Raw genomic sequence first — 26,987 nt, forward strand, 5'->3', positions numbered from 1 at the left:
CGAGGGCACGCTCAGGACAAGAGGTCCGCGACGATCCCCGGCAATTCGGCAAAATCGTCGAAGGCGCGGTCATGGGTGATGTCCGCGACCGGGCCCTTGCGGTAGCCTTGGGTATAGAGGGCAAATGGCAGGCCTGCGCGCGCCGCGGTTTCGGCATCGACCTCGCTGTCGCCGACATAGACCACATCGCGTGCGCCAAGGCCTGCCACCGCCGCGTGCAGCGGGGCCGGGTCGGGTTTGCGCACGGTCAGGCTGTCGCCGCCGATCACCACCGGGAAATGCGCGTCGAGCCCGAGATGCGCCAGCACCGCGCGGGCAGGCATGACGGGCTTGTTGGTGCAGAGCCCGAGCGCGTAGGGGGTGGCGGTGAGCGCCGTCAGGGCGTCAGGGACCCCGGGATAGACCTGCGTCAGGGTCACCGCCGTCTCGTAAAGTTCGATGAATTCCGCGATCAGCTGTGCGCGCAGGGCGGCATCCCCGGCCCGGTCGCGGGCGCGCAGGCAGCAAGTGATGAAATGCGGCACGCCGCTGCCGATGAAGCTGCGCGTCTCGGAAGGTGTGAAAGGCGCAAAGCCGTGCCGCGCCATCAGGGTGTTGGCGGCGGCGTGAATGTCGGGCGCGCTGTCGATCAGCGTGCCGTCGAGGTCGAAAATGACCGCGCGGGTCAGCCCTCGGTTCATGCCATCGCGCCGGTCGCGGCCTCTGCCGCATGGCGGATGCTGCGGATGTTCTCGCCGTAAACGCCGGGGTTGTCGACGCTGCCGCCCTTGAACACCGCCGAGCCTGCCACCAGCACATCGGCCCCAGCGGCGGCCATCAGCGGGGCAGTCTCGGGGGTGATGCCGCCGTCGATCTCGATATGGATGGGGCGGTCGCCGATCATCGCGCGCAGGCGTTTCACCTTGTCGATCTGGCTATGGATGAATTTCTGCCCGCCGAAGCCGGGGTTCACGGTCATCACACAGACAAGGTCGATCATGTCGAGCAGGTTCTCCACCCCGTCGAGCCCGGTGCCGGGATTGAGCGCCAGCCCCGCCTTGCACCCAGCACCACGAATGGCCTGCAGCGTGCGGTGGGTATGCGGCCCGGCCTCGAGATGCGCGGTCAGCACGTCGGCCCCGGCCTGCGCGAAGGCGTCGATATAGGGGTCGACCGGCGCGATCATCAGGTGCACGTCCATCACCGTCTTGATATGCGGGCGGATGGCGGCGCAGAGCGGCGGGCCGAAGGTGAGGTTGGGCACAAAATGCCCGTCCATCACGTCGACATGCACCCAGTCGCAGCCCTGATCCTCGATGGCCTGGATCTCGGCCCCGAAATTGGCGAAATCCGCCGAGAGGATCGACGGTGCGATCTTGATGGAACGGGTGAAGGTCATGGCGTGGCTCCTCTCAGGGCTGGATGTGGGGGAAATGCGCGCTCGGGCAGGGAAGGTCAAGAGCGGCCCGGTTGCCGTGTCGTTTTATCCGTCACCCTCCGGCTTGACCGGACGGTCTCTCGAGCGCTCTGGAGATCCTCGGGTCAAGCCCGAGGAAGACGGAGCATGCGATTGATCCCTCTCGCCTTTCATGCCACCGTCGCCGGGCGAGGGACGAGGGAGGAGAGCAGCATGCAGGGCCAGATGATGCACCGTGATCTGCGGATCATCGACATACTGACCCATGCCGCCGAGGCGCATGGCGATCAGGGTATCGTGTCGGCCCGGGTCGAGGGCGACATTCACCGGCAAAGCTATGGTGAGACGCTGGCGCGTGTGGGGCGGCTGGCGAATGCGCTGGAGGGGCTGGGCGTCGGCCGGGGCGACCGGGTCGGGACGCTGGCGTGGAATGGCTATCGGCATTTCGAGCTATATTACGGTGTCGCGGGCATGGGGGCGGTCTGTCACACGATCAATCCGCGCCTGTCGCAGGAACAACTGCTCTATATCATCCAGCATGCGGGCGACCGGGTGCTGTTTCTCGACCTGACCTTCGTGCCGCTGGTCGAGGCGCTGTTGCCCGATCTGCCCGACGGGCTGCGGTTCGTGCTGATGACCGACCGCGCGCATATGCCGGAGACGGTGCTTGATGCGCTCTGCTATGAGGAGTTGCTGGAGGGCCAGCCCGAGAGCCATGATTGGCCGGAGTTTCCCGAGGAGACCGCGTCGGGCCTGTGTTACACCTCGGGCACGACGGGCAATCCCAAGGGCGCGCTTTATTCGCATCGCTCGACGCTCTTGCATGCGATGCAGGTGCCGATCTGTCAGACCAGCAGTTTCCGCGCCGGGCAGCGCATCCTGCCGGTGGTGCCGCTCTTTCATGTCAACGCCTGGGGCCTGCCCTATACAGCGCCGCTGACCGGCATGACGCTGGTGATGCCGGGGCCGCATCTGGACGGGCCGAGCCTCTTTCGGCTGATGGAGGCGGAGCGGGTCTGGTCGGCTTGGGGCGTGCCGACGGTCTGGGCCGGGCTGCTGGAGGAGATCCGGGCGCAGGACCGGGTGCCGGAGGGGTTTGGCGATCTGGTAGTTGGCGGGTCCGCCGCGCCCAAGGTCATGATCGAGGCCTACGAGGCGCGCGGCGTGAACGTGGCGCAAGCCTGGGGCATGACCGAGATGAGCCCGATCGGCACGCATGGTATCCTGCCTTCTGCGCTGGAGGGCGCGCCTGAGCCTGAGCGTATCGCGGCCAAATGCTGCGCCGGGCGGCGGCTATTCGGGGTGGAGTTCAAGATCGTGGACGACGACTGCACCCGGATGCCGCATGACGGAGTAGCGAGCGGAGAGCTTTACGTGCGGGGCAATACGGTGATCAGCGGCTATTTCGAGAATGCTGAGGCGACGGCGGCGGCAATGGATGCCGAAGGGTGGTTCGGCACTGGCGATGTGGCCTCGGTCAGCCCCGAGGGGCGGCTGGTGATCCGGGACCGTGCCAAGGATCTGGTGAAATCGGGGGGTGAGTGGATCAGTTCGATTGACCTAGAAAACGCCGCCCTGTCGCATTCCGCCATTGCCGCCTGCGCGGTCATTGCCGTGCCGCATCCGAAATGGGACGAACGCCCGGTTCTGGTGGCGGTGGCGGCGGGCGAGTTGCTGCCCGATCTGGCCGAGGTGCGGGCGCATATGGCGGTTCATTTCGCGGATTGGCAATTGCCTGACGACCTGCTGTGGATCGAGGCGCTGCCGCTGACGGCGACGGGCAAGGTGTCGAAGCTGACGCTGCGCGAGCAGTTTTCCGATTACGTGCATCCCGATCTGCGCGAGGCGGGGGCATGAGCGAGGCGTTGGACACGGCCCGCGTCGCAAACTGGCTGGCCGGGCATCTGCCGGGCTTTGACGGGCCGGTTGAGGCCGAGAAATTCAGCGGCGGTCAGTCGAATCCGACTTATTTGCTGAAAACGCCCGTGCGCAATTACGTGCTGCGCCGCAAGCCGCCCGGGGTGCTGCTCAAATCCGCCCATGCGGTGGAGCGCGAGTTTCGTGTGCAAAAGGCGCTGGCGGGCACGGATGTGCCGGTCGCGCGGATGCACGTGCTGTGCGAGGATGAGGAGGTCATCGGATCGCCCTTCTACATCATGGACGCGGTGCCGGGCCGGACCTTCGATGCGCCGTCGCTGCCGGGGCTGGAGCCGCCCGCGCGCGATGCCATCATCGACGAGATGAATCGGGTTCTGGCCGCGATCCATGACGTCGATCTGGAGGCGACGGGGCTGACAGATTACGGCCCCTCGGGCAATTACTATCGCCGTCAGATCGACCGCTGGACGGCGCAGTATCACGCCACCGCCACCGAGGACCTGCCGGAGATGGAGGCGCTGATCGTCTGGCTTGACGCGCATGTGCCGCCGGAGGACGGGCAACGCTGTCTGGTGCATGGCGATTACCGACTCGACAATTTGCTGTTTGCGCCGGATGGCACGCAGTGTGTCGCCGTGCTGGATTGGGAGTTGTCGACCATCGGCCACCCCTATGCCGATCTCGCCGCCGTCATCATGCAATGGTCGATGCCCGCCACCGCCGAGGGACGGGGGTTGGCCGGTGTGGATCGTGCCGCACTCGGCCTGTGGTCGGATGAGGCGTTCATCGCGCGCTATTGCGAACGGCGGGGGATTGCGCCCATCAAGGGGTTCAACTTCTACCTCGCCTTCACCTATTTTCGCATGGCGGCGATCCTGCAGGGGGTGAAGAAACGCGCGATGGACGGCAACGCCTCGGACCCCGCGCGCGGTTTGGCGCTTGGCCAATACGTGCCGGAATTCGCAAGCGCGGGGCTGCGGACCGCAAAGGACGAGACATGAGCGACAAGATCGACCCTGCGCTGCTGGAGGCCCCCTCGGCGCTGCAAACCCATCTGGGTTATCGCCTGACCGAGTGGTCGGACGATTTCGCGCGCGTGGAATTGCCGTTGACGCCTGTGCTGATGAACCGGCAGGGGCTGCCGCATGGCGGGATGCATGCGACGCTTCTGGATACGGCCATGGGCTTTGCGGGGTGCTATACCGGCGATCCGGAGCGTGCGCAGATGGCGCTGACCCTCTCGCTCACGGTCAATTACCTCGGGCAGGCGCGCGGCGATGTTCTGATTGCCGAGGCCCGGCGCACCGGCGGCGGCAAGAGCACCTATTTCGCGGAAGGTGACGTGCGCGACGAGACCGGCGCTTTGATTGCGACGGGTGGCGGCGTGTTTCGGTATCGGCGGAGTTGAAATTCAGATATTCTGAATTTTTGTAAAGAAATTTGCGATTGATTTAATCGGATGCGCCTCGCAAGCTGCGTGCCTGAGATTTACCGCGTTCCCGCGCTGTGCGGTGGAGGGCGGCGGATGACAGAGGACAAGCATGACACTCGAGACGCGCAACTTCATCGCAGGCCAATGGCAGGACGGTGCCGCCACCGTGGAAAACCGCAACCCGTCGGATCTGAGCGACGTGATCGGCCACTATGCGCAGGCCGATGCGGCGCAGCTTGACGCGGCCCTTGATGCCGCGCGCACGGCGCAAGCGGCATGGGGTGCCACCGGCCCGCAGAAGCGCCACGATGTGCTGATGGCGATCGGCACCGAGTTGATGGCGCGTGCCGAGGAGATCGGGACCATGATCGCCCGCGAAGAGGGCAAGCCGCTGGCCGAGGGCAAGGGCGAGACCTATCGCGCCGGGCAGTTCTTTACCTATTTCGCCGCCGAGGCGCTGCGCCAACTGGGTGAGACCGCCGACAGCGTGCGCCCGGATATCGAGATTGACGTGCGGCGCGAACCGGTGGGCGTGGTTGCCATCATCAGCCCGTGGAATTTCCCCATCGCCACGCCCGCGTGGAAGATCGCGCCGGCGCTCGCCTTTGGCAACGCGGTGATCTGGAAGCCCGCCAATCAGACGCCGGCGAGCGCCGTGGCGCTGACCGAGATCATAGCAAAGCAGGATCTGCCCGAGGGCCTCTTCAACCTCGTGATGGGGCCGGGGCGCGACGTGGGGCAGCGTCTGGTCGAGAGCCCGGCCGTGGACGCCATCAGCTTTACCGGCTCGGTCCCCGTGGGGCGCGGCATCGCGGCGGCGGCGATGGTCAACATGACGAAAATCCAGATGGAGATGGGTTCCAAGAACCCGATGGTGATCTGCGACGATTGCGATCTCGATCTGGCGGTGGCCCATGCCGTGGGCGCGGCCTTTGGCGGCACCGGGCAGAAATGCACCGCCGCCTCGCGCCTCATCGTGCAGGAGGGCATTCACGACGCCTTTGTCGAGAAGCTGGTCGCGGCCACGCAGGCCCTCAAGGTCGGTCACGCGCTGGAGGACGGCACGCAGATCGGGCCGGTGGTGAGCGAGGGGCAGTTGAGCGGCAATCTGGATTACATCAAGCTGGGCCAATCCGAGGGTGCGGACCTCCTTTGCGGCGGCACGCGGCTGGAGCGGGCGACCGACGGCTACTACATGGCCCCCGCCGTGTTCGCGGGCACCGACAACGCCATGCGCATCAACCGCGAGGAGATGTTCGCGCCCGTTACCTGTATCCTCAAGGCGGGCAGCTATACGCAAGCGCTGCACATGGCCAACGATACCGAGTTCGGCCTGACGGCGGGGATCATGACGCGCGATCTCGCCCGCGCCACGCATTTCCGCCGCAACGCGCGGGCGGGCTGCGTGATGGTCAACCTGCCCACGGCAGGCACCGATTACCATGTCCCCTTCGGCGGGCGCGGCGCATCGAGCTACGGCCCGCGCGAACAGGGCCGCTACGCCGAGGAATTCTACACCACGGTCAAGACCTCCTACATCTTCTCAGGGGCACCCGCATGACGACACCCCGCATCGACGCCCTGCAATATGCCAACTGGTCGGAGGATATTTTCCGGCAGATGCGCGCGGGCGATGTCGACGCGGTGCATGTGACGATCACCTATCACGAAACGTTCCGTGAGACGGTGCTGAATATCGAGGCGTGGAACCGCTGGTTCGAACGCTTCCCGGACCTGATCTTTCAGGGCTTCACCGCCGATGACGTGGCGCTTGCGCGGCAGACCGGGCGCACGGCGATCTTTTTCGGGTCGCAGAACCCGAGTTGCATGGAAGACGATATCGGTCTTGTCGAGGTGCTGCACCGCTTGGGGCTGCGCTTCATGCAACTGACCTATAACAACCAATCCCTGTTGGCGACGGGCTGTTACGAGGCCGAGGATACCGGCCTCACGCGCATGGGCCGCGAGGTGGTGGCCGAGATGAACCGCGTCGGCCTCGTGGTCGATATGAGCCATTCCGGCGACCGTTCCACGCTGGAGGCGATCGAGCATTCGACGCGCCCCATCGCGATTACCCATGCCAATCCGGCAAGCTGGCACCCCGCCCGGCGCAACAAGTCCGACCGGGTGTTGCAGGCTTTGTCGGAAAGTGGCGGGATGCTGGGCTTTTCGCTTTATCCGCATCACCTGAGGGGTGGTGGCGACTGCACGCTCACGGAATTCTGCGAGATGGTCGCGCGCACCGCCGAGCGGATGGGTGTCGACCGGCTCGGCATCGGCTCGGATCTCTGTCAGGATCAGCCCGACAGCGTGGTCGAGTGGATGCGGTCGGGGCGCTGGACGAAAACGGTCGATTTCGGCGAGGGCAGTGCCGATGCACCCGGCTTTCCGCCGATGCCCGACTGGTTCCGAGACAACCGCGATTTCGACAATATCGCGCAGGGTTTGCGCGCCACCGGCATGTGCCATGCCGAGGTGGCGGGGATCATGGGGGGTAACTGGGCACGGTTCTTTGCCGAGAGTTTCGGCAGCGTCGCGCCCCGCTACAAGGAGGCCGCGCAGTGAGCTGCGAGAGCCGGAACCCCATGCCGCAGGCGGCGGCGTTCCGGCGACAGCCCGCAGAGGTCATGCGCCTCGACCGGATGGGCTGCAGCCACCCCACAAGGCTGTCGTTCCTGCGGCAATTGCTGCACCGGATCGAGGCCGAGGGCTGGGTCTTCGACCGCCCGGTCTGGGACATGGACGCGCGCGGCGTGGGGCGGGCGGTCTACCGGATGCGCTTTGACGGCGGCAGCCTGAGCCTCGTGGCCTTTGCCCATGATCTGCCCGCCGATCAACGCTCGGACCGGGTGATCGCGACGGCGTGGGATGCGACATTCGCGCTCTTCGACGGCACGCCGGGTGCCGATGATCTGGATCGGTTGCAGGCCAATGTGCCGCTGCAGGAGGCCGGGCGCGTCAGCCCGAAGGAACTGTCGTTAAGCCGCGCCAACCGCTCGGTTCGGCTGTTCGATCACGTGGTCGAGCGGCTGGCGGCGGGGCAGCAACCCGATGCGCAGATGTTGCGCGAAACCGGCTATCTGATGCGGACCACGGCCGTTTACGGCTCGGGCAAGTTCGGGGCGGCAGATCGGGCGATGATCGCCGGGCGGCCCGCTTTGAGTGCGCCGTTTCAGGCCGAGATGCTGTCTGTCTGGCTGACCCGCGCCTTTACCGTCGATCTGGTCGAGCATCTGGCGCGCGCCCGGGGTGGTGATGCTGCGGTGCCGCTGCGCGAGGATCTGCGCCGGGGGCTTGGCGTGGGAAATTCCACCGGCCTTGGCATGGCGCCATTTCTGGTGCGGCATCCGGTGCTGCTGAATAACTGGATGATGGCGCGCGAAGAGGCGTTGGCCCGCGTGCGGGCGCAAGCCTCGGCGGATGAGATGACGCTGGCGGGCTTTCGCGCGACGCTGGCGGCAGCGGTGCAGAACGCCACCGACTGGCAGAGCGCGCACCCGATACAGCAGGCCAAGCTGACCGATCTGCGCGATGGCCTGGCCCGGCTGGATCGCTTCGTGGCAGAGGGCTGGGATGCGAGCGCGCCGCAGCCCTGGGATGCGCTCTGGCACTGGGGGCAGAAGCATCTGCCGCTCGAGGCGCAGGAGGCGCTGCTTGCCGCGATGCTGGAGCCGCATGGCGACCTGATCGACGGGTTGGGCCAATGCATGCAGGCCGATGAAGAGGCGCATTTCGGCATTGACGGAACAATGCGCGTGGCCGAGTTGCGCGCCATCCTGCAAGCGCAGTACGACTGGGCCATTCACACCGATTACAGCGACCCCGCCCATTGCGCGCGGTTCTGGTATATCTCCGAGGAAAAGCTGGAGCCGCGCCTTGGCGAGCGGCTCAAAGAGGAGGGCGCAAGCCGTGAGTTGCCGCTCGATACCGGGCGGCAGGCGTCGGCGCTGTGGCAGGTCTTGCAAGAGGAGGACGGCGATGCCCCGCTGGCGCGGTTCCTGCTGGCGCATCCCGAGCATCGCCTGATGGTGCGCCGCGTGCAGACCACGGCGCGGCATCCGTTCGCGGAAATTCGTGATAACCTGATCGACGCGGAGATGCTGCCCATTGATCTCTTGCGCTGCAAGCTGGCGTTTTTCGGGGCGACGCGGTTTGATCCGCGCTCGGATCGGTGGGTGCGGATCAGCCTGTTTCAGGGCGCGCCCTATCCCGATGACCTGAACCCGGGGGATGCGCCGTGATGATGTCGCCCAACGATCCGACACGCTCTGCCTCGGCCCCTGTCGCACAGGACGGCGCGCGCGTCTGCCTGTCGCTGTCGGAGATCAACGCGCTGTGTTTCAAGGCGGCGCGCGGCTCTGGCCTGACTTGGGGCGAGGCCGAAGAGGCGGGATGGGCCGCAGCGTGGCTGACGCGCGCGGGATTGGCCGGGCCGTCAATCCTGTTGAACTGGCTGAAGGAGTGCGACGGGCTGAGCTGCCCGATGCCCGAGGCGGGCCGGTGGGCTGCGCGCATGCGCCCGCTTTGCCCGCTGCGCACGGGCATTGCCCTTGCCGATCACGCGGGGCTGCCCGAGGGGCCGGGTGAGGACGGCCTGCAGATCGACAGCGTCGCGCATCCGCGCCTCATCCTGCCCTTCGTGGCGCGGGCGGCGACAAGGCTTGACCTTCCGCTCCGGATCGGTTGGGTTGGCGCAGAACTCACGCTGGATACGGCTGCGAACGGGCCGATCACGGTGTCACTTGGGGAAGACGCGGGCGCGCCCGTCGATCTGTGGATCGCAGTCGTGGCGCGACCGGAGCCGAATGAGCAACAGACAGATTGTGCGGTGCCGACCAAGGGCATCGCCTTTGCCGACTGGCAGGCGCTCGATGCTTTGGCATTGCGCGTCACCGTTCCACCCTCGGCCGGGTCGCGTGCCGGTGCCGGGGATGCGGGGGATGACAACGATTGACCCGCGATCAGACGACCTACCATGAAAAAGACCACTCAACTGGGAGAAAGACCATGAAGAAACTGACACTTGCACTGGCCTTCGGCGCGCTGACCGCGCCCGCGATGGCGCATGCCGAATGCGGCGAAGTCTCGGTCGCCGAGATGAACTGGGCGTCGGGCTCGATCATCTCGAAGATCACCGAATTCCTGATGGAGCAGGGCTATGGCTGCGACGTGACGCTCGTGCCGTCGGCCACGACCACCGCGATCACTTCGCTGGCCGAGAACAACGAGCCGGACGTCGTGCCCGAGCTTTGGGTCAACTCGGCCCCCGCCTATTTCAAGCTGGAAGAAGAGGGCAAGGTGGTCAAGGCTGCCGATGTGTTCTCGGAAGGCGGCAGCGAGAACTGGTGGGTGCCCGACTACCTCGTGGAAGAGCATCCCGAACTGGCCACCATCGAGGGCGTGCTGGCCAATCCCGAACTGGTCGGCGGTCGCTTCCACAACTGCCCCGACGGCTGGGGTTGCCGGATCGCCAATGATAATCTCGTCAAGGCGTTCGATTTCGAGGGGCACGGCATCGAGGTGTTCAACCACGGCTCGGGCGACACGCTGCCCGCCGCCATGGCCTCGGCCTATGAGAACAAGGAACCGTGGTTCGGCTACTACTGGGGTCCGACCGCCGTTCTGGGCCGCTACAACATGGTTGCCGTGGACATGGGGCCGCACAAGCCCGAAGTGCACGCCTGCAACCAGACCCAGGATTGCGACAACCCCGGCAAATCCGCCTATCCGGCGGCCCCGGTCCTGACCGTTGTCACCTCGGACTTCGCCGAGCGGAACCCCGAAGTGTTCGACCTGGTAAGCAACATCTCCTTCGGCACGCAGGAGCTGAGCAACCTGCTGGCTTGGCAGGCGGATAACAGCGCCTCGGCAGAAGAGGCGGCCGTGTACTTCCTGACGCAGAATAGCGACACTTGGAAGTCCTGGGTGAATGACGCCGCTGCCGAAAAACTGAGCGGCATCATCAAGTAAACGATGCCTTCGGGCGGGGCCGTGCGACATGCACGGCCCCGTTTGCCCAATAAGCACGACAAGGCCCGCCAAGGGCCTGCGCAGGGAGAGCCGACATGGCGACATATGATTTCATCTTCAACGGGCTCGGCCTGCGGGAGTGGTGCGACAAGGATGCGACCACCGGCCCGATGAGCATGGCAGACCTGCTCGCCCAGGGCTCGGGCGGCGGTGCAGGCCCCTCGGTCTGGGAACTGCCCTTTCCCTCTCTCGATGCGCTGAACGAGGCGTGCCCGGCGATTGCCCGGACCCGCGATCTGACAAAGGGGGTCGAGACCAGCTTTCTCGACATCAAGGACACGCTCAAGATCGTGCTCGATCCGATCACCCAACCGCTGAGCTGGTTTCTGGAGGGCGCGCTCTACGCCTTTCAGAACACGCCGTGGTTCATCATGATCCCGATCCTGCTGGCGGTCGTCTATTTTGCCTCGAAATCCATGAAGCTGGTGGGATTTGTCGCCTTCTCGATCCTGTTTCTGGCCTTCATCGACCATTACAATTTCGCCATGCAGACGCTGGCGATTATCTTTGTCTGTGCGTTTCTATGCGTACTATTGGGCGTGCCCATCGGCATCGCCATGTCGCGCAGTGACACGATGCAGCGGCTGACGATCCCCGTGCTGGACATGCTGCAAACGCTGCCGCCCTTCGTCTATCTCATTCCGCTGATTTTCCTCTTTTCGGTGACCGAGCCCAAGCTCTACGGCATTGCCATCATCCTCTATGCCATCGTGCCGGTCATTCGCCTCACGGATCTGGGCATCCGGCTGGTCGACAAGGAGGTGATCGAGGCTGCCGAGGCGTTCGGCATGACCGACCGGCAAAAGCTATACGGGGTCCAGATCCCGCTGGCGCTGCCCAACATCATGGCAGGTGTGAACCAGACCATCATGATGAGCCTTGCGATGGTGGTGATCGCCTCGCTCGTCTCGGCCCCCGGTCTGGGCGTGCTGGTCCTGCGCGGCATCCGCAATCTGGAACTGGGCGTCGGCCTGATCGCCGGTCTGGGCATCGTGCTTCTGGCGGTGATCCTCGACCGGGTGACCAAGGCGGCGCTGGCCCGCGTCAATGCTGCAAGTGCGGCGCAGAGAAACTCATGAACGGGGCCGCTGGAATGGAAAAAGACGTCAAGATTTCGATCCGCAATCTCTACAAGATCTTCGGGTCGGACCCCAAGGGCGCGCTGGAGCATGTGCGCGCCGGGATGGGCAAGCCGGAACTGATGGAAAAGCACCGGCATGTGCTGGGCCTTCAGGACATCAATGTCGATATGCGCGGCGGCGATATCACCGTCATCATGGGCCTGTCGGGGTCTGGCAAATCGACGCTGATCCGCCACCTCAACCGGCTGATCGAGCCGACGGCGGGGCAGATCCTGCTCGATGGTGAGGACGTGCTGGCCTATGAAGAGCGCAACATGCGCCGCCTGAGGCGCGAGCAGATGTCGATGGTGTTCCAGCATTTCGCGCTGCTGCCGCACCGCACCGTGCTGGAAAACGCCGGCATGGCCCGCGCCGTGCGCGGCGAGACCAAGGCCGATTTCCAGGACGACGCGCTCAAATGGCTGGATCGCGTGGGCCTTGGCGGGCAGGGCGGGCAGTATCCGCATCAGCTGTCGGGGGGGATGCAGCAGCGGGTCGGCATCGCCCGGGCGCTCGCGTCGGACTCGCCGATCATGCTGATGGACGAGGCGTTCTCGGCGCTCGATCCGCTTATTCGCACCGACATGCAGGACCTGCTGCTGGAGTTGCAGGAGGAATTGCAGAAAACCGTGGTGTTTATCAGTCACGACCTCGACGAGGCGCTGAAGCTGGCGGATCACCTGGTCATTCTCAAGGATGGTCAGGTGGTGCAGCAGGGCGAGCCGCAGGAGATATTGCTGCATCCCAACGATCCCTACATCGTGGATTTCATCAGCGACATCAACCGCGCGCGGGTGCTCCGGGTGCGGTCGGTGATGGAAGAAACCACGGCACAGGACCGTGAGTTCGCGGGCGAGGTCGGCCCCGACGACACATTGGAGTCGGTAATCGCGATTTCCGAGGGCAATACCGGGCTGTGTTACCGGGTCATGCGCGACGGTGAGCAGGTGGGCGCGCTGGAGATGCAGAAACTGGTGCGCGCGCTGGTGCCCACCGGTGCGGCAGAGGGCGGCATGCGCGCCAAGGCGGTCTGAGGCGGCATTTACAGGGCTGCAATGCCGCGCGGATGTGCTATTGTCGCGTGACTTGCAGATAACAGAGGTGGCAGGGCATGCCCCGCCACCCGCCCACAGGCCGTTACCAGAGCAGAGACCCGCGTCATGAGCACCCAAGCCCCCGTTGCCCGATCCGTCCACGATGCGGAGGGGGCGGCGATCATCGACGCCTTCATGCGCCCCTATGAGACCGACACGCCGCTGATCCGGATGGGCGATTTCGGGGATGGCGGCTACCTGTTGCCTGACGACCTGCGCGGGATCGCCGCGTGTTACTCCCCCGGCGTGTCAGAGCAGGCCAGCTTCGAGATGGACATGGCCAAGCGCGGTATTGCGTCCTTCATGGCCGACGCCTCGGTCGAGAAGCCCCCGCTGAACGTGCCGGGTGCAGAATTCCTGCGGAAATTCCTTGGGGACAAGGATGAGGGCGAGGTCATGACGCTGGCCTCCTGGGTGGCGGCGACCGATCCCGACCCCGACGCCGATTTGCTGTTGCAGATGGATATCGAGGGGGCGGAATATGCCACGCTCTCGGCGGCACCCCGTGACCTCTTGCGCCGGTTCCGGATGATCGTGATCGAATGGCATCACCTGCCCTCGATCCTGACCAAGCCGCGCTTCATGGGCCCGGCGCTTGCCGCCATCGAAAAGCTGCGTGAGGATTTCGTGACGGTGCATCTGCATCCCAACAACGTGTCGGGCAGTGTCGAGATCGACGGCGAGGCGATCCCGCGCGTGGTTGAGGCGACGCTGTTGCGGCGCGACCGTGCGCAGGGCCTGCGTCCGGCAGGCGTGCTGCCGCATCCGCTCGACCGGCGGCACAATCCAAAGAAACCCGCCCTCGCACTGCCGGGGCGGTGGATGCGCGACACGGTGAAGGAGTGTGAGTGATGGACAAGGCGGTTCTGGAACGCCCCGAATTGACGTTTTCGCCCGAGGTGGGCGACTGGGTGCGCGAGGCCTATGCCGACGCCAAGGTCATTCTCGAATATGGCAGCGGCGGCTCGACGGTGCTGGCCTCGGAGATGCCCGGCAAGACGGTCTTTTCCGTCGAGAGCGACCGCCGCTGGACGCGCCGCCTGCAAGCCTATCTCGACGAGGCGAGCGCGCCGTCGCCGGTGCATCTGCACTATGCGCCGATCGGCAAGACCGGCAAATGGGGCCGCCCGGTGGATAGCAGCGGCTATCGGCGCTACCACGAATACGCGCTCGGTATCTGGGATCACCCCGAGTTTCAGGCCCCCGATACGGTGCTCATCGACGGGCGGTTCCGCGAGGCGTGCTTTTATGCGGTGATGCTGCGCTGCACCCGCAAGACCGTGGTGCTGTTCGACGATTACGGCGACAGACCGCGCTATCACGCGGTGGAACGCTTTGCCAAACCGGTCGAGATGCGCGGAAGGATGGCCCGCTTCGAATTGAAGAAGATGGCCCTGCCGCGCGAGGACCTGACCCAGATCATCGGCGCGTTTGCCAACCCGTTCTGAGGATCAGCCCGCCGTCTCGGGCAAGAGACCCTGCACCAGATCGCTGAAATCGGGACGCTCGCGCAATTCCGCGATCAGCGCGCGGTGATTGTCGCAGCAGGCGTCGTGCAGGCGGCGCAACTCGGGGTCGGACAGCAAGTCGTCGTAAATCGCTGCCTTGCGCGGGCGGATGCCGTCGATGCTGCGATCCTCGATCCGGTTGTGGTTCATCTTGTTCCAGTAGTCGAGGCCAAGCGCCTCGCCGCCGTGATGCGCCCGGCCCCGGGCCTTTTTCACCAGGTAGGATTCGCAGGACTTGAGCGCGTAGTGATTGAGTTGCACCAGATCATAGCCGAGCGAATCCGGCCCCGAGCGCCAGCTGCCCTCCATGTAGCGGTCGGGCATTGGCTGGCCCGAACCGTTGAACCACTGCGTCTCGGCAAAGGTTTCGACGGTGGGCCGTTTGGGTCGGTGCACGCCGATATGGCCCCACAGATCGCGGCGGAACATGGTCTTCAGGCCCCAGGCCTGCGGCGGGCGGCGGGTCATGTCGGCGGCGGCCATGCGGAACTGATCGGTGAGGAACGCCGCCTCGTAAGACTTGACCCCGGCATTTCCGAAGAGCCGCCATGTCATTGACAGCGTGCGCGCCTGCGGCACCGCATCTGTCAGGGCGCGCAGCGTGTGGTCGCCGGTCTTGACGTTGATATATTCGTCAGCGTCGATCGGGATCACCCAATCCTCGGGTCCGGCAATATCCATCTTGAGAAACCGACGATAGGCGCGGCGCTGCGGCGCAGGCTTTCTTGAGCTGTTGTCGACATGACGGAGCTTGCCCATCTCGTGCAACCGGTCGAGCAGCGCATCAGAGCCATCGGTGCAGTCGTTCGAGAAGATCGCCATCTCGTCTACGCCGATGGCGAGATTATGCGCGACCCATTCCAGAATGAACGGCCCCTCGTTCTTCATCGGGGTGACAATGACAAAGCGTCCCATCGGATATGCGCCGTCCTTTCGGTCAGAGAGTGCCGGCCGTGGCTCAGGTGCCCTGTGCGGCGGGCAAGCGGGTCTTGCGGAAGGTCTCGGAGATGAACACCGCATCGCCGAAGCGCAACTGCCCGTTCTTGAGCCGCCGCGACGGGAAGATGTCGTAGAGCAGGTAGCCATGCCCGCGCATCAGGGTCAGGATCTCGTCGAGCAGGGGCACGCCGTCATAATGCGGAATTGCGAACCATTCGAGCATGATGATGTCGATGGCATCGCGCGACAGCAGGTCCTGCGCGCCGGTGAGGATGTTGAACTCGCTGCCCTGTGTGTCGAGTTTCATGCAGGCGATATGGTCGACCGCGTTCGCCGCGCACCAGTCATCGAGACGGTTGGTCTCGACGGTTATCGTCTCGGCGGTGGAGTGGCCGGAATGCTGCGCGGCCTCGTCGCCGGTATTGGTGAAGAGCGAGGAACTGCCGACATGATCGGCCAGGTGAAAATCGCTTTGACCGGTCTCGTGCGAGAGGGCCATCTGATGCACCTCGACCGTCGGAAAGCGGGCGAAACGCTCGCGCACGTAGTCGCATTGTGCCGGGATCGGCTCGATCAGGTGGATCGGCATGTCGCAAAAGAGGCGGCACAGATGCAGCGCCATGGTGCCACGATTGACGCCAACATCGAGCACCGCGCCGCGACGCTCGGAATATTTCGAGAGCCGCGCGACGGCCCCCATCGGTCCGCCTTTTTCGGCGATTTGCAGGCGGTGTTTCTTCTTGGGATGAAGCATTGTGTCTGCGTTCATGCGACTGGTCCTGTGAAATGCCCGAGGGGTCTTTCGCGCCCTCCTGACTGCTGCCCGCCGGGTGCCGCGCTTGTGCCGCGCATGGTCAACCGGCGTTTTATCAAGCTGTCAGGCCGGGGTTATTGTCAATAATCTTTCTCGGTGACCTCGTCCTTTGTCTCGATCTTGTTGACCTTGAGCCACCCGAGGAATTCGTCCCAGCCGGCGCGCTCCTTCAGTTCCGCGATCTTGGCGCGGTGCCAGTCGCAGGCGTCCTGGTGCAGGCGCGCCAGAACCGGATCGGCCTTGAGCGCGTCGAGAACCGGGCGCGCGCGTTCGGCATGGGGCAGGATGCTGCGATCCTGCGCGCGGTTGACGTTCATGTCGGACCAGTAATGCTCGGTCTGCTCGCGGGCGATGTGATTGGTGCGGCCCCGGTCGCGCTTGACCAGAAAGCTGTCGAGCGAGCGCACCGAGTAGTGATGCAGCCGCGCGTAGCGGTTGCTGAACCCCGACCATGCACGCCAGCCGATCTGCCCCATCGGGCGCAGATTGCCACCGCAATCGGACCAGCGCACGGCATCCTCGCGCCCTTCGGGCACGCCCTTGGGGCGGTGCGGGTTGTATTTACGGAAAAGACCGTTGTTGCGGAACATCGTCTTGAAGCCTGTGGCGCGCCCGTTGGCCGGGTCATCCTCGATATCCGCGAGAAAGAACTGATCGGTCACGGGGGTGTCTTTGTAATCCTCGACCCCGCCACAGCCGAACAGTTTCCAGACGAACGACACCGCATCGCAATCGCCCATGGTGGCGATCATCTCATCGAGCGTCTGCACGCCTTCGCGCAGGTTTATGAACTCGTCCACATCGAGACAGATCAGCCATTCGGCCCCCTTGACCCACGGATGCGCGGTGGCGCGGCGCAGCGCCTTGTGCTGCGGCGGCGAGCCGTCCGAGACATCGTTGGGCCGGTGACTGCAATAGCCCAGTTCCTCCAGCCGCTCGGCCATGAGGTCGGTGCCATCGTCGCAATTATTGGTGAAGATCACGAAGCCGGTGAAGCCGATGGTCAGGTTATAGGCGATCCATTCCAGCAGGAACGGCCCCTCGTTTTTCATCGTCGTCATGATGACATGGCTGCCGCCAAGGGCGGGGGCGGGCAGGGCGGCGGTGATCGCTCCGGGCTTGGTCATTCGGCGGCCTGTCTCTTGAGTTTGCGAAAGGCGGGGCTGACGATGCGCGCCAGCTTGTCATGGCCGCGCTCTTGCAAGTTGGTTTGCAGCGCCTTGCGATACCACGGCAGAAAGCGGCGGTCGCGATACATCTTGTAGAAGACGTCCGGCGTCAGCGTGTCGTCGAGCGCGTGCTGCATCAGCGGCTTGAGCAGACCCGCCCGACGCAGGAACACCGGCGAGAAATGCCCCGAACACCAGGTCTTGAGCCGGATCACGTTGTCGCCCTCCAGCCGGTCGACATGGCGGCGGTCGGGCTCGAAGAACGGGTCGTAGAGCACGAAGGCCTTTTCGACCTCGTCGATCTCGAAGGCGCAGTCGCTATGGGCCAGCGTCCAATCGCGCGCGCGGCCCATGCCAAAGCGTTTCTCCCACGGCACCAGCGTCTCGTCGAGCGTGGTCTGGGGGTTGAAGCTGATGACCGTGGCGCCGGGGGCCAGCGAGGCAAAGGCAAGCGCCGCAAAACCGCCCATCGAGGTGCCGGTCAGGACGACCTTGTCGAACCCGGCAAAGACCCCGTCGGCAGCCAGCTTTTCAAGATGAGCGATCAGTTGCGGGCAGCGAAACCAATCCTTGCGCCGGGCCATCACCGCCATGTGCGACCAGCCATTGTCGCGCACGAATTTATAGGCCCAGGGCTCGCGCTCGGGCGAGAGGTCATTGACGTTCGAGAGGTTGTCGAAACTGATGACCAGCCGCGCCTGATCCCGCAGGATACCGACCACGGCATGGTTCTTGAGCCGGGTGTAGAAGCCTTCGGTGTCGCCGCCGGTGTGGATTTCGGCAAACCAGGGCGGCAGGGCGGCGGGAGCCTCGGGGCGCGGGTCTGGTTCCGCGTCCGGTGTGATCTCGGCGGTCTCCGCCACGGGCGTGACAGGGGGCTGGGCTTTGGTTTTGGGCGCGAGTGGTGGGGCCTTTGCGCCGACAGCGCCCAGCACTCGGGCCATGTCACCGCCGCCGGTGCGCAGCCGCTCCAGCGTCGCGCGTTCCTCGGCGCAGAGCGCCTCTTGCGCCTCGGCGACGCCGGGCAGCGCCATCAGGCTGTCGAGTTCGCGCGCCGTGTCGGCCATGCGCGGCGTCAGGTCCGGACCCTCGCCCGTGATCGCGCGCTGCGTTTCCAGCCACGCGATCAGCGTGTCGGCATCCGGGTGCTGCTTTTCGGGCAGGGTGGCCGTGTGCAGAAGATACGCCTCCACGCTCGGCGCGGGGATTTTCAGGATCGCGGCCTTGGACGCGCCGCGCGCGCCTGCATCGTTGGTCCAGGTCAGGCGGCTATGCGGTTCGGCCATCGGCGTGCCGTCACCGTTCACCCAGTTGAGCGCCGCCTTGCCCTGCGCGGGGCCGGTCGGCACCTCGGGATTGCGCGCTGCAAAAAGCCCGAGCCGCACCACGCTGCGCAAGGGCGCGTCCGCCGTAACGGCGGCGGTCGGGCGTTCGGTGAACAGGATCGCGCCGCTGTCCTGCCCCTCGGCCATGCCCGCAACCTGAAGCGGGGCCGAGAGCACATCCGCCCCGCCCGAGGACCGCATCAGCGACTGCACGGATTTCGAAGTGTTCAGGATACAGAAATATTCGTCGGCCCCGAGATAGAGGCCATATCCGCCGCTATCCGTGGCCTCGACCGCCGCGGCGCGCAGGGCGGAATTGTGGATCTCTTCCTTCATGTCGGGATCGACCGCGACCGGCGTCACGCGCACCGCTCCTGCCGCCGCGAGGGCGTCGAACAGCGGCTGCTTGCCTGATTGTCTGCGATCCGTGAACAACAGCACATCGGTGGCTCCGATTGCCCGGTGATAGGCCAGCCATTCCAGAAACGACGATCGAGGCTGCGCCGCGAAGGCACTCAGCAACAGTTTCGGCCCTGTTGTCATGAACTCACCAACTCCTTCGCCACTGCCCGGCAGCGGGAGCGCTTGCGACTGTTTCCATTGAGTGTATAAAATTTCCAAGATGTAGAAAAGGTTGATTTATGTCGACGGGTGCCAATAACGGGCGCGGATGGTTCATCGGTCTGCGCAAGGATCAGTTGGGCGCCCGCCTTCTGATGATGCTCAACAGCATCCGCCTCGCCGAGGATTACGGCACCGATTTCCGTATCAACTGGTTCCCGCGCGGGGCGATGGCCCCGAAACTCGACACGCCGTCGGATCTCTTCGCGCAGGCGTTCATCGACCGGCATTTCATCGACAACGAAAGCTTCGAGGCGCTGGACAGCCTGACCAAACCGCTTTGGTCTTTCCTCAAGGACAAGACGTCCAAACGGCTGGAGGCGCATCTGGCCGGGGGCGGGCATGTGTTGCTCGACGAGGGGTTCGAGATCGTGGAGTTTCCGTGGGAGGATGGCGGCGATCTGCGCGGGCGGTTTCGCGGGTTCATCAGCCGCATCGCCTTCAACCCGGTGGTGCAGCGCCATATCGGGGAGATCGAGACGGCGATGGCGCAGGGCAGCGGGCGCGTCGTGGCCTATCACATCCGGCGCGGCGACATCCTCAACGAGGACCCTTGGAAGCACAAGGAATGGCCCGCCAAGATCGAGCCGGACGAGCTCTATTCGGCCTATCTGGAAAAGAACGCCGGGGCAGGGGCGCTGGTGTTTTCCGATCAGGCCGAGAGCATCGCGCGGTTCACCACCGCGCACAGCCACGTGCGCAGCATCACCGATCTGGTCGATCTTGAGGGGTGCAAGCCGGTGCAGCGCGATTTTCTGGAGCTCTTCGCGATGTCGCGTGCCTCGGAGATCGTGGCTCCGCCGATCAGCGCCTTCAGCCGCGCCGCCGCCCGCCTGAGCGGGCAGGAGCGCAAATGCTTTCACGAGGTGATGAGCCTTGCGGAACGCGACGCCGCGTATGAGCATCTGGTGAGCCGGTTCAATGCCGGGGTGGAGAATTTCATCACCCCGAGCGAGGCCGCGCATGTCTATGTGAAACTCGCCCGCCGCCTGCAGGAAACCGGGCGCGAGGCCGAGGCGTGGGAAATCGGTCAGAGCATTCTGGATGCCGGGGCCGACAACGCCTTCATGGCGCTGATGCATGCGACCAACGGTATCTATCTCAGCAAGTGGGACGAGGCGCTGGTGCATGTCGAGGCGGCCCTCGCCCATCCGGACCAATGGCAGGAGAATTACATCTCTGGCCTTGCCACCCGGGCGCATATCCTGGGGGCATTGGGCAAGCGGTTCGGCGCGCGACGGTCGTTCCTGCGCGCCTTCTGGCAAAAGCCGATGCTGCCGGATGTGACGGTGCTTGGATCGTTCATGATCAAGCGCGGGCGGCTCAAGCCCGGTGCGACGCTGCCGTTTGACCGGGCCACGCTGATGGCCCTGCCGGTGCGCTATCAGCAGACCAATATCGTGGTGCAGCAGGGCAAGATCCTGCGGCGTCGCGCGGCGGATCTGTCGACCATCGCCATTGAATGGCCGTGGTTTCCGCTCGATGGCAAGACCGGGCGGTTATTGCAGTCGACGCAGGAACTGGAAGCGATGCGTGCGCGGCTTCTGGCGCATGAGGCCTGCGTGCCGGGGGCCGGGCCGTTCAGCTTTTGCGCGCTGCTCGAGGCGCGGATGGGTCGGCTCGATGAGGCGCTTACCCGCAATACCGAGGCAGTGGCGCAGGCCCCAGACGATCCGCTGGTGCGCAAGCGGCAGGCGGAAATTCTGATGCTGCGCGGCGATCACGCGGCGGCATTGGTCGAGATGGACGCGTGCCGCGCCGATGCGCCCGATCACGCCTTCTGGCATTTCCTGACCGGGCAGATTCATGAACAGGCGGGCGACATGGCGGCGGCGCGGGCCTGCTTCGAGCAGGCCTCGGCTATGGATGACAGCACCGCCGAGTTGCACGCGCATCTGGCGGACCTGTGTCGCAATATGGGTGACGAGGACGCCGCCGTGACGGCGCTTGATCGCGCCGCCGAGATCGCGCCCAATCAGCAACGCTATCGCAACCGGCGCGATCGGCTGTTGCGGAAACAGGCGTGAGCGGTGGTGGTGGTTTTTGGCCTGAAGCGGACATACGCACCGCCCGCGCGAAACGCACCGAAGGTGCCGCGCGATCGTCATGCCAGAGGCATGCCTCCGGCATGACGCCGTCCCGCGGCCTGGCGATTTGAGGGGTCGCGCAACGTGTTGAGTTTAGAGTGACTTGGCTGGGATAAAGTGCGGGCAACAGCCGTTGCCTCGCCAGTCCCCTGCCCTGCGACCGCGCGGCACCTTCTGGCGGGGTGCTATGTCCGCTTCAGGCCAAATTCCCTCTTCGTCTCAACCCGCCCGCCGGATCAGCTTGAGGATCGCACGCACCGCATATTGAAACTCCTGCAATTCGCCGCGATGGCCGCGTGGCGGATGTTCGGGCATGTCGGTGCGCGGCGGGAACAGCACCTTGCGCCCGGGGAAATACGCCTTGCGCATTGCCGCGTTGCGCGCCTCCAGCGTCTCGTTGATCTGGGCGCGTTCCTCGGGCAGGAGCACGTCGGCACTGGCAAACAGCCTCGGATCCTCGCTTTGCTGGAGGAGCCGCCCCAACCTGCGGCGCGCCTTCTTGTCATAGCCCGCGCCGCGCTCGTCGAAGAGGCCGAGCGCCTCGCTCGCCAGCCGCGAGAGCGAGCGGTTCGCCGCAACGCGCGGCAGGATCACCGCCTCAGGCGGCACGCCCATGGCCGACAGGAAATCCGGGATCACGTTCTGTCCCGCCATCTCGTCGCGCAGGTAGAGGCGCGGGTGGATTTCCGCCCCCGGCACCTGCGTCTTGATCCGTTCAAACAGCGCGGCGAAATCCATGTAGTCGGGATCGCTCTCGATCTGCTGCAGCCTTTGTGAGACAAAGCCGTCCGCCCCGCCGGTGGGCAGGGCGTTCTTGGCGCGCTGCTTGTAATCGGCTTCGATGAAATCGTCGAAGCGGCGCAGGTAGAGGATGACTTTGACCGACCCCTCCACGCGGCTCAGGAACCGAGCCTGCATCGGGGTCAGGTCACGGCCGAAGAACATTTCGCTCGACAGGATGCAATGCTGCGCGGGGTGGGCGGCATATTCGGCGGCAAAGGCTTCGGCCTCGCCTTCGGGGGCGGTCTGCCAGCCCCGGCTCATGTGCATGGCCATGGCGTTGTGACAGATCAGGCGCGCGGTGCCGGTGCCCCGGTCGCGGCCGGTGACCATGTAGCGGATGCCGTGATCGTCCAGAAAATCGGGCTGCGCATGCAGATAGCCCTGCAGCGCCGTCGTGCCCGTCTTGGGCATCCCGATATGAAGCCAGAGCACGCCTGGCTCCCTCATTCCACCGTCACGGATTTCGCCAGATTGCGCGGCTGATCCACATCCGTGCCTTTGGCGACCGCCGTATGATAGGCCAGCAATTGCGCGGGCAGCGCATACAGGATCGGGGCCAGCACCGGATCGACATCGGGCAGGGTGATGGTCTGCCATGTCTCGTCACCGGCAGCGGCGACGCCCTTGGCATCCGAGATCAGCAATATCTGCCCGCCGCGCGCCATCACCTCCTGCATGTTCGACACGGTCTTGTCGAAGAGCGCATCGCAAGGCGCCATGACGATCACCGGCAGGGTTTCGTCGATCAGGGCAATGGGCCCGTGCTTCAACTCGCCCGAGGCATAGGCCTCGGCATGGATATAGCTGATTTCCTTGAGTTTCAGCGCCCCTTCGAGCGCCAACGGATACATTAATCCGCGACCGAGGAAGAGCGCGCTTTGCGCACCCGAGAGGTCACGCGCCGCGATGCGGACATCTGGGTCGATCTCCATCGCGGTATTGAAGGTCGCGGGCAGCGCGCGCAACTGCGACAGCAGATCGCTCAGCCGGGCGTCATCGATGCGCCCGCGCGCATGTGCCGCCTTGAGCGCCAGCAAGAGCAGCACCGTCAACTGACAGGTGAACGCCTTGGTCGAGGCGACGCCGATCTCGGCCCCGGCAAGGATCGGCAGGGCCAGATCGCTTTCCCGTGCGATCGAGCTTTCGGGCACATTGACCACCGACAGCACCTGTCCGGCGCGGCCCTTGCAGTAGCGCAGGGCGGCGAGCGTGTCTGCGGTCTCTCCCGACTGGCTGACGAAAAGCGCGGCGGTGCCTTTGCTGACCGGCGGTTCGCGATAGCGGAACTCCGAGGCTATATCGACATCCACCGGTAGGCCGGCCAATTGCTCGAACCAGTATTTTGCCGTCAGGCAGGCGAAATAGGCGGTGCCGCAGGCCACGAGGCTCATGCGCTCGATCCTGGTGAAGTCGGGCGTCCCGCCCGGCAGCACGATATCGCGCCCGTCCTCGGTCAGGTAATGGGTGAGCGCGGTGCCGATCACCGATGGCTGCTCGGCGATTTCCTTGGCCATGAAGTGGCGATGCCCGGCCTTGTCGACGCGGGCATTGTCGATCTCGATGGTCTTGACGGCGCGGGTCACCGCCTGCCCCTCGGCATCGGTGACGGCGAGGCCCTGCCGGGTGACGACGGCGATATCGCCCTCTTCGAGATAGGTGATCCGGTCGGTCATCGACGCAAGCGCGATCGCATCCGAGCCGACGAACATCTCGCCCTCGCCATGGCCCACGGCAAGTGGGCTGCCCTTGCGTGCGGCGATCAGCAGATCGGGATGCCCGTCGAACAGGAAACACAGCGCATAGGCGCCTTCGAGCCGCGCAATGGTGGCGCGCGCGGCGGCCTCGGGGCTCAGGCCTTGCGTCATCATGTGATGCGCCAGCAGCGCCACCGTTTCGGTATCGGTGTCCGTCTCATGCCCGATCCCGGCCTCTGAGAGTTCGGCGCGCAAGTCGCGGTAATTCTCGATGATCCCGTTATGCACCACGGCGACGGGCCCGGCCTTGTGCGGGTGCGCGTTCATCTCGGTCGGGGCACCATGGGTGGCCCAGCGGGTATGGCCGATGCCGGATTTGCCTGCCAACGGCTGATGCACCAGCAGATCCGCGAGATTGACCAGCTTGCCGACCGCGCGCCGACGGTCGAGCCGACCGTCGTTCAGCGTGGCGATCCCGGCGCTGTCATAGCCGCGATATTCCAGCCGCCGGAGCGATTCGACGAGGATCGGGGCGGCCTCGTGATTGCCCAGAACTCCGATAATTCCGCACATCAATCCATTTCCTTCTGAGTCTTTCGGGCCTTTTGCGCCCGTAACAGTTCAAACAATTTACGTGCAAGTCCGGGTTTTTCGACCTGTCGGGCGCGCCCGATGGCCAAGGCCCCCGCTGCCACATCCTGCGTGATCACCGAGCCGGAGCCGGTCATCGCGTCGTCGCCGACCGAGACCGGGGCCACCAGCATCGTGTTCGAGCCGATGAAGACCCGCTCGCCGATACGCGTCTGGTGCTTCATCACGCCGTCGTAATTGCAGGTGATGGTGCCTGCCCCGATATTGCTGTTGCGGCCCACCTGCGCGTCGCCGATATAGCTCAGGTGATTGACCTTGGCCCCCTCGCCGATGAGCGCGTTCTTGACCTCGACGAAATTGCCGATGCGGCTGTCCTCGCTCAACTCGGTTCCGGGGCGCAGCCGTGCATAGGGCCCGACCACCGCGCCGCGCGCGACGTGGCAGCCCTCAAGATGGCTGAAGGCGCGGATATGCGCGCCGGTCTCGATGGTGACGCCGGGGCCGAAGACCACGTTCGGCTCGATCAGGCAATCGCGGCCGAGATGGGTGTCATAGGCGAAATGCACGGTCTCGGGCGCGACCAGCGTCACGCCGTTCTCCATCGCCTCGGCGCGGGCGCGGGCCTGAAAGGCGGCCTCGGCCACGCTCAGTTCCGCGCGGCTGTTGATGCCCATGGTTTCGGCCTCGTCGCAGGTGACGGCACTGGCCGAAAGCCCGCGCGCGCGGGCCAGCCCCACGATGTCGGTGAGGTAATACTCACCCGAGGCATTGTCGTTGCCGACCTCTGCGATCAGGTCGAAGAGAAGCGGGGCAGGGGCCATCACCACGCCGCTGTTGCACAGCGTGATCGCGCGCTCGGCCGGGGTTGCATCCTTGAATTCCACGATCCGCGTCAGCGCGCTGCCCTTGACAACAAGCCGCCCGTAGCGGCCCGGATCGGCGGCCTCGAACCCTAGAACCACGACGTCATGCGCGGTGCGCGCGGCGGCCATCTTTTCCAACGTCTCGGGCCGGATAAAGGGCGTGTCGCCATAAAGGACAATGGCGTCGCCGGTGAAGCCCTCCAGCTTTGCCTGTGCCTGCGCTACCGCATGGGCGGTGCCCAACTGCTCCTCCTGCAGCACGATACGCGCCGTCTCGTCATGCTCTTGCGCCGCGTCGGCCACCGCCTCGGCCTCGTGCCCTGCCACGATCACGGTATGGTCGGGGTCAAGCGCGGCACCGGCCTGCATCGCATGCACCAGCATCGGGGCATCGGCGATCCGGTGCAGAACCTTGGGCAGATCGGAGTTCATCCGCGTTCCCTTGCCCGCCGCCAGAATGATGAGTGCAATCGACATGAGAAATCCCTGAACGTGGTAACGCGTTTTCTTGTATCGGTTCACCACACGGGCGCAAGGGTGCAGGTATGAAACCTGCGTAACATCTCGCAGCGGGTTGCGCGAAAACCTGCCGCAGACTCAGCGATAGGTGCGCGCCTCCATCGGGGTGTCGTCGATCCTGCAGTGCAGCCGGTCGAGCAGGGACTGTTCCGCGCGGTTGAGCACGGCGCGCGGGTTCCAGACCACATGAACATCGACCGCCGCCGTCTGGTCATAGGGCGGCAACTGCCACAAGAGGCTGTCGCGCACGTCGCGCTCTGACACGTGCAGGGGCAATGGCCCGATCCCCAGCCCCGCGATGATCATGCGCCGCACCTCCTCCAGGTGGCTGGAGGTGGCGATGATCTGATCGCCCAGTTCGGCCTGCGCGCGCATCAGCGTCACCGGTTTGAGCGCGTCCTGGAGGCGGTCGGTCTCGAAGCTGACGGCGCTTTGGCCTGCGAGGTCGGCGCGGGTCAGGTCGCGGCGGCCGAAGAGGGGATGTGGCGGGCCGCAAAAGAGGCCGAAGAATTCGCGGTAGAGGCGCAGATATTCCAGCTTGGGGTTGCGCTGATGCACGAGGCAGATGGCGAAGGAGGCCGAGCGCGCCGAGACCGTCTCGATCGCCTGCGCCGAGGAATGCACCTCGATCGAGAGCGTCGCACGCGGGTTCTCGGCATGGAATTCCGCCAGCACCTGATCAAAAAGCGGGCAGATGACGTGGCTTGCCAAGGACACCCGCACATGACCCGTCACCTCGTCGGTCATGTTGCGCATCAGGGTCGAGAGGCGCAGGATCGAGCCTTGGATATCGAGCGCCTCGCGATAGAGCACCTCGCCCGCCTCGGTCAGCTCGAACCGCCCCGGCGAGCGGTGAATGAGGCGCTTGCCCACTCGATCCTCAAGTCTTTTCAACGCGGTAGAGACCGAGGGCTGCGTGAGGCGCAACCGATTTGCGGCATCTGTGACCGACCGTGATTGCGCCAGCACGACGAAGGTGCGCAAGAGGTTCCAATCCATCTCGCGCATGATCCGTTCAGGGCTGTCGCGGCTTTCCATAGATTTCATCTATTGTCACAATTCCTCTTATCTATTTGATTAATGATGGACCGCTTTGCACCCTTGTCGCAAGCCCGCATCCGAC

The 26,987-nt window shown here is 65.0% G+C and carries 23 protein-coding genes; 13 read left to right on the top strand and 10 right to left on the bottom strand.

Annotated elements, in window-relative coordinates; translation table 11 throughout:
* Positions 1 to 11: 11 nt before the first annotated feature.
* Together gph and rpe are read right to left on the bottom strand one after the other, a co-directional pair.
* Entirely contained in the window at positions 12 to 680 is a 669-nt protein-coding gene (gene gph, locus PVU19_RS05290) for a phosphoglycolate phosphatase (RefSeq protein ID WP_235575867.1), read from the bottom strand.
* Positions 677 to 1,378 (bottom strand): ribulose-phosphate 3-epimerase, encoded by a 702-nt coding sequence (rpe, locus tag PVU19_RS05295; protein WP_050663768.1) that lies wholly within the window; start codon positions 1,376 to 1,378, stop codon positions 677 to 679. The genes gph and rpe overlap by 4 nt, the downstream gene beginning before the upstream one ends.
* A gap of 231 nt (positions 1,379 to 1,609) precedes the next feature.
* On the opposite strand from rpe, the gene PVU19_RS05300 reads away from it, so the two are divergent.
* From PVU19_RS05300 to PVU19_RS05355, 12 genes are all read left to right on the top strand, one after another.
* Positions 1,610 to 3,253 carry a long-chain-fatty-acid--CoA ligase gene (locus tag PVU19_RS05300; protein ID WP_050663785.1) on the top strand — a complete coding sequence of 548 codons (1,644 nt, stop codon included), beginning with the start codon at positions 1,610 to 1,612 and terminating at the stop codon, positions 3,251 to 3,253.
* Positions 3,250 to 4,275 (top strand): phosphotransferase family protein, encoded by a 1,026-nt coding sequence (locus tag PVU19_RS05305; protein WP_050663769.1) that lies wholly within the window; start codon positions 3,250 to 3,252, stop codon positions 4,273 to 4,275. The genes PVU19_RS05300 and PVU19_RS05305 overlap by 4 nt, the downstream gene beginning before the upstream one ends.
* Positions 4,272 to 4,682 (top strand): PaaI family thioesterase, encoded by a 411-nt coding sequence (locus PVU19_RS05310; RefSeq protein ID WP_050663770.1) that lies wholly within the window; start codon positions 4,272 to 4,274, stop codon positions 4,680 to 4,682. The genes PVU19_RS05305 and PVU19_RS05310 overlap by 4 nt, the downstream gene beginning before the upstream one ends.
* Positions 4,683 to 4,815: 133 nt before the next feature.
* Positions 4,816 to 6,267: an aldehyde dehydrogenase family protein gene (locus PVU19_RS05315; RefSeq protein ID WP_050663771.1), complete on the top strand. Its 1,452-nt coding sequence runs from the start codon at positions 4,816 to 4,818 to the stop codon at positions 6,265 to 6,267.
* Positions 6,264 to 7,271, top strand: a complete 1,008-nt coding sequence (locus tag PVU19_RS05320; RefSeq protein WP_050663772.1) for a membrane dipeptidase — start codon at positions 6,264 to 6,266, stop codon at positions 7,269 to 7,271. The genes PVU19_RS05315 and PVU19_RS05320 overlap by 4 nt, the downstream gene beginning before the upstream one ends.
* Before the next feature lie 20 nt (positions 7,272 to 7,291).
* Entirely contained in the window at positions 7,292 to 8,947 is a 1,656-nt protein-coding gene (locus tag PVU19_RS05325) for a hypothetical protein (RefSeq protein ID WP_050663773.1), read from the top strand.
* Positions 8,947 to 9,660, top strand: a complete 714-nt coding sequence (locus tag PVU19_RS05330; protein ID WP_050663774.1) for a DUF3726 domain-containing protein — start codon at positions 8,947 to 8,949, stop codon at positions 9,658 to 9,660. The genes PVU19_RS05325 and PVU19_RS05330 overlap by 1 nt, the downstream gene beginning before the upstream one ends.
* A gap of 53 nt (positions 9,661 to 9,713) precedes the next feature.
* On the top strand, positions 9,714 to 10,676 hold the full coding sequence (locus tag PVU19_RS05335; RefSeq protein WP_050663775.1) for an ABC transporter substrate-binding protein: 963 nt from the start codon (positions 9,714 to 9,716) through the stop codon (positions 10,674 to 10,676).
* A 95-nt stretch (positions 10,677 to 10,771) separates the two neighbouring features.
* A complete protein-coding gene (locus tag PVU19_RS05340) occupies positions 10,772 to 11,815 on the top strand; it encodes an ABC transporter permease (protein ID WP_050663776.1) in 1,044 nt (347 codons plus the stop codon).
* Positions 11,816 to 11,829: 14 nt separating this feature from the next.
* Entirely contained in the window at positions 11,830 to 12,891 is a 1,062-nt protein-coding gene (locus tag PVU19_RS05345; protein ID WP_050663777.1) for an ATP-binding cassette domain-containing protein, read from the top strand.
* Between the two features lie 126 nt (positions 12,892 to 13,017).
* The gene (locus tag PVU19_RS05350; RefSeq protein WP_050663778.1) at positions 13,018 to 13,803 is read left to right on the top strand and encodes an FkbM family methyltransferase; all 786 of its coding nucleotides are present in this window, start codon (positions 13,018 to 13,020) and stop codon (positions 13,801 to 13,803) included.
* Entirely contained in the window at positions 13,803 to 14,399 is a 597-nt protein-coding gene (locus PVU19_RS05355) for a hypothetical protein (RefSeq protein WP_050663779.1), read from the top strand. The genes PVU19_RS05350 and PVU19_RS05355 overlap by 1 nt, the downstream gene beginning before the upstream one ends.
* Before the next feature lie 3 nt (positions 14,400 to 14,402).
* On the opposite strand, the gene PVU19_RS05360 is transcribed toward PVU19_RS05355, so the two are convergent.
* The 4 genes from PVU19_RS05360 to PVU19_RS05375 form a co-directional block, all read right to left on the bottom strand.
* Positions 14,403 to 15,374, bottom strand: a complete 972-nt coding sequence (locus tag PVU19_RS05360; protein WP_235575868.1) for a glycosyltransferase family 2 protein — start codon at positions 15,372 to 15,374, stop codon at positions 14,403 to 14,405.
* Between the two features lie 43 nt (positions 15,375 to 15,417).
* Positions 15,418 to 16,167, bottom strand: a complete 750-nt coding sequence (locus PVU19_RS05365) for an FkbM family methyltransferase (protein ID WP_050663780.1) — start codon at positions 16,165 to 16,167, stop codon at positions 15,418 to 15,420.
* 125 nt (positions 16,168 to 16,292) lie between these two features.
* A complete protein-coding gene (locus PVU19_RS05370) occupies positions 16,293 to 17,339 on the bottom strand; it encodes a glycosyltransferase family 2 protein (RefSeq protein ID WP_235575869.1) in 1,047 nt (348 codons plus the stop codon).
* Complete coding sequence (locus PVU19_RS05375; protein WP_152911678.1) at positions 17,336 to 19,249, bottom strand: glycosyltransferase family 2 protein; 1,914 nt, start codon at positions 19,247 to 19,249, stop codon at positions 17,336 to 17,338. Before PVU19_RS05375 ends, PVU19_RS05370 begins: the two co-directional genes overlap by 4 nt.
* Positions 19,250 to 19,347: 98 nt before the next feature.
* On the opposite strand from PVU19_RS05375, the gene PVU19_RS05380 reads away from it, so the two are divergent.
* Positions 19,348 to 21,354, top strand: a complete 2,007-nt coding sequence (locus PVU19_RS05380) for a tetratricopeptide repeat protein (RefSeq protein ID WP_050663782.1) — start codon at positions 19,348 to 19,350, stop codon at positions 21,352 to 21,354.
* Positions 21,355 to 21,633: 279 nt separating this feature from the next.
* On the opposite strand, the gene PVU19_RS05385 is transcribed toward PVU19_RS05380, so the two are convergent.
* The 4 genes from PVU19_RS05385 to PVU19_RS05400 form a co-directional block, all read right to left on the bottom strand.
* A complete protein-coding gene (locus tag PVU19_RS05385) occupies positions 21,634 to 22,629 on the bottom strand; it encodes a hypothetical protein (RefSeq protein WP_050660976.1) in 996 nt (331 codons plus the stop codon).
* Positions 22,630 to 22,640: 11 nt separating this feature from the next.
* Complete coding sequence (gene glmS / locus PVU19_RS05390; protein WP_050660977.1) at positions 22,641 to 24,464, bottom strand: glutamine--fructose-6-phosphate transaminase (isomerizing); 1,824 nt, start codon at positions 24,462 to 24,464, stop codon at positions 22,641 to 22,643.
* Positions 24,464 to 25,822 (bottom strand): bifunctional UDP-N-acetylglucosamine diphosphorylase/glucosamine-1-phosphate N-acetyltransferase GlmU, encoded by a 1,359-nt coding sequence (gene glmU / locus PVU19_RS05395; protein ID WP_050660978.1) that lies wholly within the window; start codon positions 25,820 to 25,822, stop codon positions 24,464 to 24,466. Before glmU ends, glmS begins: the two co-directional genes overlap by 1 nt.
* Before the next feature lie 120 nt (positions 25,823 to 25,942).
* Positions 25,943 to 26,902 (bottom strand): LysR family transcriptional regulator, encoded by a 960-nt coding sequence (locus PVU19_RS05400; RefSeq protein WP_050661149.1) that lies wholly within the window; start codon positions 26,900 to 26,902, stop codon positions 25,943 to 25,945.
* Between the last annotated feature and the right edge of the window lie 85 nt (positions 26,903 to 26,987).

Origin of the sequence: Roseovarius tolerans (assembly GCF_028885395.1) — a bacterium.
Taxonomy (GTDB): domain Bacteria; phylum Pseudomonadota; class Alphaproteobacteria; order Rhodobacterales; family Rhodobacteraceae; genus Roseovarius; species Roseovarius tolerans.

Coding starts and splice junctions, on each gene's coding strand:
- PVU19_RS05305 (WP_050663769.1), top strand. CDS start 3,250: ATGAGCGAGGCGTTGGACACGGCCCGCGTCGCAAACTGGCTGGCCGGG.
- PVU19_RS05370 (WP_235575869.1), bottom strand. CDS start 17,339: ATGACCAAGCCCGGAGCGATCACCGCCGCCCTGCCCGCCCCCGCCCTT.
- PVU19_RS05345 (WP_050663777.1), top strand. CDS start 11,830: ATGGAAAAAGACGTCAAGATTTCGATCCGCAATCTCTACAAGATCTTC.
- glmS (WP_050660977.1), bottom strand. CDS start 24,464: ATGTGCGGAATTATCGGAGTTCTGGGCAATCACGAGGCCGCCCCGATC.
- PVU19_RS05300 (WP_050663785.1), top strand. CDS start 1,610: ATGCAGGGCCAGATGATGCACCGTGATCTGCGGATCATCGACATACTG.
- PVU19_RS05380 (WP_050663782.1), top strand. CDS start 19,348: ATGTCGACGGGTGCCAATAACGGGCGCGGATGGTTCATCGGTCTGCGC.
- PVU19_RS05400 (WP_050661149.1), bottom strand. CDS start 26,902: ATGGAAAGCCGCGACAGCCCTGAACGGATCATGCGCGAGATGGATTGG.
- PVU19_RS05340 (WP_050663776.1), top strand. CDS start 10,772: ATGGCGACATATGATTTCATCTTCAACGGGCTCGGCCTGCGGGAGTGG.
- PVU19_RS05315 (WP_050663771.1), top strand. CDS start 4,816: ATGACACTCGAGACGCGCAACTTCATCGCAGGCCAATGGCAGGACGGT.
- glmU (WP_050660978.1), bottom strand. CDS start 25,822: ATGTCGATTGCACTCATCATTCTGGCGGCGGGCAAGGGAACGCGGATG.
- PVU19_RS05375 (WP_152911678.1), bottom strand. CDS start 19,249: ATGACAACAGGGCCGAAACTGTTGCTGAGTGCCTTCGCGGCGCAGCCT.
- PVU19_RS05350 (WP_050663778.1), top strand. CDS start 13,018: ATGAGCACCCAAGCCCCCGTTGCCCGATCCGTCCACGATGCGGAGGGG.
- PVU19_RS05365 (WP_050663780.1), bottom strand. CDS start 16,167: ATGAACGCAGACACAATGCTTCATCCCAAGAAGAAACACCGCCTGCAA.
- PVU19_RS05360 (WP_235575868.1), bottom strand. CDS start 15,374: ATGGGACGCTTTGTCATTGTCACCCCGATGAAGAACGAGGGGCCGTTC.
- PVU19_RS05335 (WP_050663775.1), top strand. CDS start 9,714: ATGAAGAAACTGACACTTGCACTGGCCTTCGGCGCGCTGACCGCGCCC.
- PVU19_RS05325 (WP_050663773.1), top strand. CDS start 7,292: ATGCCGCAGGCGGCGGCGTTCCGGCGACAGCCCGCAGAGGTCATGCGC.
- PVU19_RS05330 (WP_050663774.1), top strand. CDS start 8,947: ATGATGTCGCCCAACGATCCGACACGCTCTGCCTCGGCCCCTGTCGCA.
- PVU19_RS05355 (WP_050663779.1), top strand. CDS start 13,803: ATGGACAAGGCGGTTCTGGAACGCCCCGAATTGACGTTTTCGCCCGAG.
- PVU19_RS05310 (WP_050663770.1), top strand. CDS start 4,272: ATGAGCGACAAGATCGACCCTGCGCTGCTGGAGGCCCCCTCGGCGCTG.
- rpe (WP_050663768.1), bottom strand. CDS start 1,378: ATGACCTTCACCCGTTCCATCAAGATCGCACCGTCGATCCTCTCGGCG.
- gph (WP_235575867.1), bottom strand. CDS start 680: ATGAACCGAGGGCTGACCCGCGCGGTCATTTTCGACCTCGACGGCACG.
- PVU19_RS05320 (WP_050663772.1), top strand. CDS start 6,264: ATGACGACACCCCGCATCGACGCCCTGCAATATGCCAACTGGTCGGAG.